The 6,304-nt window shown below is 62.0% G+C and carries 7 protein-coding genes; all 7 read left to right on the top strand.

Going from position 1 to position 6,304, the window contains the following annotated elements:
• Nucleotides 1-3,021: hypothetical protein (locus EK23_RS23740; protein WP_045227026.1), on the top strand; the 3,021-nt coding region annotated here is incomplete at its 5' end.
• Between the two features lie 33 nt (nucleotides 3,022-3,054).
• Nucleotides 3,055-3,318 (top strand): hypothetical protein, encoded by a 264-nt coding sequence (locus EK23_RS23480; RefSeq protein WP_145998745.1) that lies wholly within the window; start codon nucleotides 3,055-3,057, stop codon nucleotides 3,316-3,318.
• 209 nt (nucleotides 3,319-3,527) lie between these two features.
• Nucleotides 3,528-4,022 (top strand): hypothetical protein, encoded by a 495-nt coding sequence (locus EK23_RS19255; RefSeq protein ID WP_045227025.1) that lies wholly within the window; start codon nucleotides 3,528-3,530, stop codon nucleotides 4,020-4,022.
• A 101-nt stretch (nucleotides 4,023-4,123) separates the two neighbouring features.
• Complete coding sequence (locus EK23_RS19250) at nucleotides 4,124-4,399, top strand: hypothetical protein (RefSeq protein ID WP_045227024.1); 276 nt, start codon at nucleotides 4,124-4,126, stop codon at nucleotides 4,397-4,399.
• 439 nt (nucleotides 4,400-4,838) lie between these two features.
• The gene (locus EK23_RS23735) at nucleotides 4,839-4,997 is read left to right on the top strand and encodes a hypothetical protein (RefSeq protein ID WP_158002550.1); all 159 of its coding nucleotides are present in this window, start codon (nucleotides 4,839-4,841) and stop codon (nucleotides 4,995-4,997) included.
• Between the two features lie 209 nt (nucleotides 4,998-5,206).
• The gene (ndhC, locus tag EK23_RS19245; RefSeq protein WP_045227037.1) at nucleotides 5,207-5,626 is read left to right on the top strand and encodes an NADH-quinone oxidoreductase subunit A; all 420 of its coding nucleotides are present in this window, start codon (nucleotides 5,207-5,209) and stop codon (nucleotides 5,624-5,626) included.
• 13 nt (nucleotides 5,627-5,639) lie between these two features.
• On the top strand, nucleotides 5,640-6,281 hold the full coding sequence (locus EK23_RS19240) for an NADH-quinone oxidoreductase subunit B (RefSeq protein WP_045227023.1): 642 nt from the start codon (nucleotides 5,640-5,642) through the stop codon (nucleotides 6,279-6,281).
• Nucleotides 6,282-6,304 lie beyond the last annotated feature (23 nt).

Below are 6,304 nucleotides of genomic sequence, written 5' to 3'. Positions count from 1 at the left end.
ATCTACCTGCGCAGCCGCACCCCCAGTTCCCTCGACGTCAAGACTCCCTTCATCAACGCCGCCATCAAGGGCACCGAGTTCCTGGTCGCCAGCGGCGAGGCCGAAGGCCAGGTCACTGTCTTCGAAGGCCGGGTCGAGGCCTCCAACCCCAAGGGCTCGGTGACCCTCGACTCCGGACAGACCGCCACCGCTCAGGCCGGACAGGCACCGCTGCGCAAGATTGTCATCGCCCCCGAGGACGCCGTGCAGTGGGCGCTGTACTATCCGCCCCTGATCGACCTGGCCACCCTGCGCAAGGCCGCGGCAGACCCCGCCGTCAAGCGCGCCGCATCCCTTTACCTCGCCGGCGACAGCCTCGGCGCCCTGCGCGAGTTGGAAGCCGACGGCAGCGCCCATGTGGCATTGCGCGCCTCCCTGCTGCTGAGCCTAGGCCGCCTCGACGAGGCCCAGCCCCTGATCGCCCAGATTCCCAAGGCCGAATTGGGCCAAGCCCAAGCCCTGCGCTCTGTCATCGCCCTGACCCGCGGCGATAGACACCAGGCCCTGCTCCTGGCTGAGCAGGCCACCCAGGCACAGCCCGCCTCGCCCGTGCCCTGGACCGCCCTGTCCTATGTCCGTCAGGCCCAGTTCGATCTGCCGGGCGCCCTTGCCGCCGCGCAAAAGGCCGCCGAACTCGCCCCCGACAACGGCCTGGTCCAAACCCGGCTGGCGGAACTGCTGGACGCCACCGGCGACCGTCGTGGCGCTCACAAGGCCGCGCAGCGCGCCACCGAACTGAATCCGGCCCTCGCCCGCGGCTGGACCCTGCTCGGCTTCACCCAACTGGCCGACCTGGATAGTGATGCCGCGCAAACCAGCTTCGACACCGCCCTGAGGACCGATCCCAGCGACCCCCTGGCCCATTTCGGGCGGGGCTTGACACAGATTCGAGGGGGAGAACTGGAAGCCGGCACTGCGGAACTCGAACTCGCCGCCAGCCTTGATCCCAACGACAGCCTTACCCGCAGCTATGTGGGCAAAGCCTACTACGAGCAGAAGCGCTCCAAGCCCGCCCAGGGCCAGTACGACCTGGCCAAGCAATACGACCCCAAGGACCCCACCCCCTGGTTCTACGACGCCATCAAGAAACAGGCGGAAAATCGGCCGGTGGAAGCCATCGCCGACCTTCAGCACGCGATCGAACTGAACCATGACCGGGCCGTCTACCGTTCCCGGCAGATGCTCGACAGCGACCTCGCCGCCCGGGGAGCCGCCATCGGGCGCATTTACAACGAGCTGGGGTTCGCGCCCCGTGGGCTGGTGGAAAGCTGGAAGGCATTAGCCGCAGATCCGGGGGACTATAGCTCGCACCGTCTGCTGTCCGACTCCTATTCAGCGCTCCCCCGCCATGACTTCGCGCGGGCCAGCGAGTTGCTGCAATCCCAGCTCCTGCAGCCCATCAACATCACGCCGGTGCAGCCACGGCTGGCCGAAAGCAGCCTGTTTTTGATCGGCAACCTGGGACCCTCCGCCCTGTCGCTCAACGAATTCAACCCCCTCTTCGACCGTAACGGCTTTGCCACCCTGGTGTCCGGCCTGGTGGGCAGCCAGGACACCTATGGTGACGAAGTGGTGCATTCGGGCATCTGGGACAACTGGTCCTACAGTTTGGGCCAGATGCATTACCAAACCGGAGGTTATCGGAAGAACAACGACATCGACGCCAACCTCTACAACGCCTTCGTGCAGGGTCGCATCACCCCCGATTTCGGCGTCCAGGCCGAGTACCGCCACCGTGACCTGGAATACGGCGACCTGAGCTCCGAACTTTTGCCGATTTCAGAAGACTTGCGGCCGTTCCTCGAGCCGCTTCGGGAAAATCAGCGTCGGCAATCCAGTAACGACCTCTATCGAATTGGTTTCAATTGGGCTGCGACGGAGCACTCCAAATTCCTCGGATCCTTCGTCCATCTGGAAAATTCAGGCTCGTTCCGGCAGGGGCCCTATTCCGTGGTAGAACCCGGAAAGGCTGCGCCGACCTTTTTCCCGGCATCGGTGGACGACCATTTCGTCCGCGGGAATAGCGGTGAAATCCAGCACCGTTATGGGCGCGAGGGCTTCAACTCGATTCTGGGTGGCGGATACGGGCAAATCGACTTCAACGACGATGCCGTCTCATTTTCCCGGCAGCAGCAAGGCAATGGCTATTGGTACGGTATTTTGCGCGCCCCGTCCGAGGTGAGCTGGACTTTCGGTGCCAGCGCCGATTTCATGGACGACTCTCTCGACAACGAAACACGGCGTAGTTTCAATCCCAAGGGCGGCATCCTCTGGAACATCACCCCGGACACGACCCTAAGGGCCGCCGCCTTTCGCACCCAGAAGCGCTTCCTGTTTGCTGGACAGACCCTGGAGCCGACCCAGTTGGCCGGCTTCAACCAGTTTTACGATGATCCGAATGGCACCCGCGCCGACCGCTACGGCATAGGCCTGGACCAGCGCTTCACGCCCACCCTGAACGGGGGCGCCGAACTTTCCGAACGGCAATTGCAGGTGCCCTCCCTGGGAGCAGATTACCAAAGTTGGCGTGAAACCCAGTACCGCGGCTACCTTTTGTGGACACCCGCGTCTCAATGGGCAACGACTCTGGAGTATTACCGCGAGGATTTTGCCAATCTGGAATCAATAGATCAGGGTGGCCCCAGGGACACCCAGACCCAGTACATTCCCGCCAGCGTCGCCTATTTCGACCCCACGGGCTGGTTCACCCGGTTGCGGGCGACCCATTACCATCAGCGGGTCTCCGACGGCAGTCGCAGTGGCTCAGATGATGCCGTTTTTCTAGACTTGGGACTTGGTTACCGATTCCCGAGACGTCTCGGTCTGCTCGAAGTGCAGCTCCAGAACCTGCTGGACCAGCACTACCGCTACGAAGCCTACGGGCTCAGAGCAGATCCGAGTAATTTGAACGGCGGCATACCATCCGGCCTGCCTTTTGCGCCCGACTTTTCCGTGTCTGCCCGATTTACCCTGGCATTTTGAGTTTGCTCGTTTTTACCCACCACGAGGTCCGCCATGTACGTGATAGAAAGGTATCGTTATGTGCTGTTTGGTTGCTTAGCCGTTGTGAGCGTTCTCGCCTTCGTCGGAACCAGGACCCCATCCCCGACTGGCTCGACGGCAAGCCTGGAGCAAACCTCCGAAGTCACCGACGAGACGACGCTCGGGAATTGCGGCAAATGCCGCTCCTACAGCGGATCCATGGTGGACTGCGACAAACCCACACAGCGCTACACCTGCGCTTCCAAGGCCAGCGCCTGCAGCACCGTGTGCCAGTGACCCGCGCTTCCAAGGTCCACGCGCGGCGATGATCAGGCGCACCCTGTCTTACCGGTAAACACGTTCCGACAGAAAAACCGGTAATATTTCACAAAACCCCGGGTAACCCGGGACTGAATCGCCGCGCCCCTTCCCCTAATCTGTTCCCCAGGTAGCCCGAGAGTTGCACGTATGCGCTTGCCGGGCTCACGACCGACCGGGACAGAACCATGAAACCGAACATCCTTTTATTCGTCGTACTCATACTGATCAGCTCCTTGCTCTTCCTCAGCCTGCCCGAGGAGGGGTCCTATAGCACCGCGCAATCGGATGGCCAAGCCGGGCAGTCGCGCGAAGCTTCGGCGGAATTGCAGCGCATGCGTAGCGATTACGCCAAACTGTTGCAGGAGATGGCTCTATTGCGTGCCCGCATGGAGCAAAGAGCGGTGACAAACATCGAGAGCCACAAGGCATCGGTCCCCGTGGAAACCACCGACGACGGCAGCGCGCCCGGGGTCACCATCTATCTGGACACATCAAAGTTGCCCGCTGAATCAAACCAGAGCCAGGAATGGACAGCGGTAGGCTTTCACGACGCAGGGCGCGCGCCGGACGGATCCAAGCAGGCCGTCCTCTCCATTACCAAACTGACCCGTCCGGCCGGCAGCCAGCAACCGCAGACATCTGAAACCGTCCGGACTATCCCGGTTTCCCACTGGCAATAGGCGAGCACAACCCATCGTAACCTGCTCACCCCCGATCGGATTTGCAGCAAGGGCCTCGGAGCGGTAGGCTACTCGCTTGATCTTGTCAGGAGGTGACGTCGATGACCAAGCCTTGGCTGGAAGAATTGAGCTGCGCGACCCATTGCTCTCGCTGCCAACGCAGACTGCAGAGCGCCGACCTGAGGATCCTGTCGGTGTACGATCACCACGCCATCTGCATGCAGTGCAAGAATGACGAGGAATCCCGCGACGACTATCAGGAAACCTCCAAAAGTATCGCCGAGCAGTGTCTGATCAACTCGGAATCGGGCATCGGCGACCCGCGCGGGTACTGTTACCATCACTTCTACCCCTACCAGTGCGCATCGCCGCGGTAGACGCGCCTATCCAAGCGTTGGTCGGGGCCATCACCCGCTTTATCTGCGCTGGATCGTACACGGCGCTCTGCGTGACGGTCACCGCGTCATCATCGCTACTGAAGCAAGGTGTTTGGGGCGCCCCATCATGGCGGTGTTGAGCCATGCCCATCCGGAGTTTGGCTGGGTACTCTAAGACCAGGCTTCCCGCCGCCATGGCAATGAGGGCAAGCCGTGGAGAGTGTGGCGGTCTCTTCTGGCCTATCACCACAGGCTTGAAGTGCTTTACCGGATGGCCGTCGCGTTGCATCGGATAGACGAAGTCCTCGAACCTTACCTTGCTGTGGTTTCAAAAGCCTGGCGCTGTTGGGCTCTCCTTTCTCGTCCACCCCATGGTCAGGGATCGTTCTGAACGTACCCGTGGCAGACTGTCGTAGGCTGGCGGATTCGGCGCAACGGCGTGGGCTTCGAGGACCCGAACCCCGAGAAAATCAGCTCGGCCTTGGCGCGGGTCATCCTCGAGCCGGGACGCTTTGTTGACGCGCTGCGCGCCGGGCGACTCAGGGAACGACACGCCATCGAGCATGCCCAGGATCTGCTCTTATTGCTGAACCTTTGAACCTGGGCTCCGTCAAACCGGGCAGGAAAACCATGAAAAGGGGATGAACCGGCGAGTGGATTTCACAACGTGATTTACTCCTGCCGGCGAACATGTTAAGAAATACCCGCTGCACCAAGAACACCAGCGCCTGTTGAGGCGCTGCGGTCGGCATCCGGGGAAGTTTCCCGAAGGTGCCGGGAGGAAACGCAAGAACGGGAACCATGCTGATGGATCCGAACACTGCTGCACCGCCCGAACTCTGGCCTCTGGTCGCGTATTTTCTTGCCGTCTGCGTCGTGGTCGGCGTCATGCTCGGCGCTTCCGCCCTACTTGGCGAACGCAGCCGCCGGCCTACCACAGCAACCCTTTCGCCCTTCGAATCCGGCATCGTCGCCATTGGCAGCCCTCAGCTGCGCTTCTCCGTCAGTTTCTACCTGGTCGCCATCTTCTTCGTCATCTTCGATATCGAGGCGGTCTTCATCTTCGCCTGGGCCATCGCCTTCCGCGAGAGCGGCTGGGCCGGCTACATCGAAATCCTGGTGTTCATCGCCGTGCTCGTGGCGGCGCTGGCGTATCTGTGGCTGCTGGGCGCGCTGGATTGGCGCACCGCCCGGCAAAAGGCCACCGCTCCGAAAATTCCCTGGTAAGGACCGATTGCCCATGCGCTGGACCCTGACACCGGCCGATCAGGCCCCGAACCCCAGACCGGGGCAGACCACCTACGACGAGGCGATCCGCCGCAACGTGATGTTCGCCCGACTGGAGGACCTCATCGCCTGGGGCCGCAAAAACTCCATCTGGCCGTTCAACTTCGGCCTCTCCTGCTGCTACGTGGAAATGGCGACCGCCTTCACCAGCCGCTTCGACATTGCCCGCTTCGGTTCCGAAGTGATCCGCGCCACTCCCCGCCAGGCCGATCTGATGGTCATCTCCGGCACCGTATTCCGCAAGATGGCGCCAGTGGTGAAGCAGCTGTACGATCAGTTGCTGGAGCCGAAATGGGTGATCTCCATGGGTTCCTGCGCCAATTCCGGCGGCATGTACGATATCTACAGCGTGGTGCAGGGGGCGGACAAGTTCCTGCCGGTGGACGTTTATGTGCCCGGCTGCCCGCCGCGACCCGAGGCCCTGCTGGAAGGGTTGATGATGCTGCAGGAATCGGTGGGCAAGGAACGGCGCCCCTTGAGCTGGGTGGTCGGTCCCCAGGGCATCGAAAAACCGCAGCCCGTCAGCCGGCGAGACCTGAAGCAGCCGGACCGGGTGCAGGCCACCGAGCTGCGCGACCCTTTCCATCTGAAATAGCGCGAGAATGCCGATGGCCGCGG

Origin of the sequence: Methyloterricola oryzae (assembly GCF_000934725.1) — a bacterium.
Lineage (GTDB): Bacteria > Pseudomonadota > Gammaproteobacteria > Methylococcales > Methylococcaceae > Methyloterricola > Methyloterricola oryzae.
This window is presented reverse-complemented; position numbering and strand designations above follow the sequence as displayed.

Bases quoted from the DNA above. Each gene is read 5' to 3' on its own strand.
- EK23_RS23480 (WP_145998745.1), top strand. From the start codon at position 3,055: ATGTACGTGATAGAAAGGTATCGTTATGTGCTGTTTGGTTGCTTAGCC.
- EK23_RS19255 (WP_045227025.1), top strand. From the start codon at position 3,528: ATGAAACCGAACATCCTTTTATTCGTCGTACTCATACTGATCAGCTCC.
- EK23_RS19250 (WP_045227024.1), top strand. From the start codon at position 4,124: ATGACCAAGCCTTGGCTGGAAGAATTGAGCTGCGCGACCCATTGCTCT.
- ndhC (WP_045227037.1), top strand. From the start codon at position 5,207: ATGGATCCGAACACTGCTGCACCGCCCGAACTCTGGCCTCTGGTCGCG.
- EK23_RS19240 (WP_045227023.1), top strand. From the start codon at position 5,640: ATGCGCTGGACCCTGACACCGGCCGATCAGGCCCCGAACCCCAGACCG.